1 protein-coding gene and 1 pseudogene are annotated in these 1,929 nt (G+C 64.1%); both read right to left on the reverse strand.

Annotation, left to right across the window (positions count from 1 at the left end; translation table 11 throughout):
• A partial coding sequence (locus Y704_RS20935; protein WP_035772598.1) for an acyltransferase family protein occupies positions 1–1,527 on the reverse strand: 1,527 nt, incomplete at its 3' end.
• Between the two features lie 156 nt (positions 1,528–1,683).
• A pseudogene (locus tag Y704_RS0112110) lies at positions 1,684–1,929 on the reverse strand (hypothetical protein); the annotation flags it as partial.

The following is a 1,929-nucleotide window of genomic DNA, read 5'->3' on the forward strand; positions in this document are numbered from 1 at the left end:
CTTCTGCTGGCGGGCCAACTCGAAGATCCCGGCCTGCCACTGCTCGGCGTGGGAGTCACCGATCAGCCACACCGTCTCCGACACGTCCCCGTTTTCCGAGAAATCGCAGGCGCTCAGCAGGTTCTGGTCCTGCACCTGGAGGGTGTTCACGTGGAGCGAGCACTCTCCGGTGGCGAACCAGGGGGCCTCATCCTCCCCGACGTTCTCCACCTCGGGAGAACCGAAGGGATCTGCACACTCTCGGCCCGGATCGAGGCTCTTCGCTCCGAAACAGGCCCCGCCCGAGACGGCGTCGAGCTTGGCCAACTCGGTTTTCTGGGTTGCGGCGCCGCCTGCAATCGCTGTTCCGCCGATAAGGCACACGATGATCATGGCGGTTGCGGTCCAGCCGAAGGTCCTTCGGGGCGAACCCGATGCGAGGAGTTTCGTCCGCCCCGGGTCCTCGACGTATTTTTTGGTGAGGGCGGCGAGGAGGAGCGACGCGGCCGCCACCCAGATCCTGTCGGCGTCGGTCAGATTGCGGTTGATGACGCTCGGCAGGAGGATGATCAGCGGCCAGTGCCAGAGGTAGAGGGAATAGGAGATATCGCCGAGGAACTGGACCGGCCGCGTGGACAGGGGGTAGTTGGGGGACCACACAGGGAACCGGGGGCCGAAACAGATCACGAGCACCGTCCCGAGTACTGGAACGATCGCGGCGTACCCGGGGAAATACGTTCCCTCGTTGTAACGGAGGGCAGCCAGCGCGATCATCGTGAACCCAGCCGATTGGGCCAGGCCGGCCAACGGAGCCGAACGTCCCCACCGGGTGGGCAAGGAGGATGCGGCCGCCGCAACAAGGGCGCCCGCAGCAAATTCCCACACACGTCCGGGGGTCACGAAATACGCTTCGCTGCGGCTCGCGTAGGTGAAATAGACCGAGAAAGCCAGCGACGCGGCACCAACGACGATGAGGCCCAGGATAAGGTTCCGGCGCCGGTCACGGGAGAATCGCCGGGCCGCAACGAAAACGCCCAGGAGGAAGACGGGCCACACGAGGTAGAACTGTTCCTCGACGGAGAGCGACCAGTAGTGCTGAACCGTTGACGCAGCATTGTTCTGCGCCGAGTAATCGACGGACTGGACCGCCAGCCACCAGTTCTCGACGTAAAGCGTTGCAGCAATGGTTTCAGCGGCGATCGACGCCCAGCGGGAAAACGGCAGGAAGACGCAGGCGCTGACCAGGGAAAGAACCGAGACCACCAGCGCAGCCGGCAGAAGCCGTTTCGCGCGGCGGGCATAGAACCTGCCGAGTGCGATGCCGCCGGTCCGCTCCAACTCGCCCATCAGGTGTTTGGTGATGAGGTAACCGGAAATGACGAAGAAGACGTCCACGCCGACGTAGCCACCAGGCAGCATCTCGGGCCACAGGTGATTCAGAACCACCAGGACCACGGCGATTGCCCTCAAGGCCTGGATGTCCCGCCGCGGACTCTTGCCGCTTGCCGCCGAGCGTCCACCCCGGACGGACGGGAGTTGATCGATCACTCAGTCTCCTAGCGACGTTTGCTGCTCCGCGAGGAGAAGGGGCCGGGACGGGCTGTTCCGCGGAATTATACATACTGCGGAATCTCAGCCATAGTCAGCGCTCGGTGTCCGCACCGGAAGCCTGCTTTCCGCCGACTCCCGGTGTTTTTGCGGCTGTTATCGCTGTGTCATGCGGACTCCGGTGGTGGGGGTCCAGGTGAGGGTTCCGTTGCGGAAGGTTTGGGTGCATTGGTTGGTGGTGCAGGTTTGGGTGGTGGTGGGGTAGCCGAGGGTGCCGTTTTCGGCTCCCTGGGCGCGGTAGGTGGTGCGGATGGGTCCGGTGATGGTGGGGTGGCCGTTGGTGGCGGGGGACCAGAGGATCTCGCCGTTTTGGAAGGATTGGTAGCAGCCGCTGTCGCGGAG

This window comes from Arthrobacter sp. Br18 (genome assembly GCF_000520555.1).
Classification (GTDB): domain Bacteria; phylum Actinomycetota; class Actinomycetes; order Actinomycetales; family Micrococcaceae; genus Arthrobacter_D.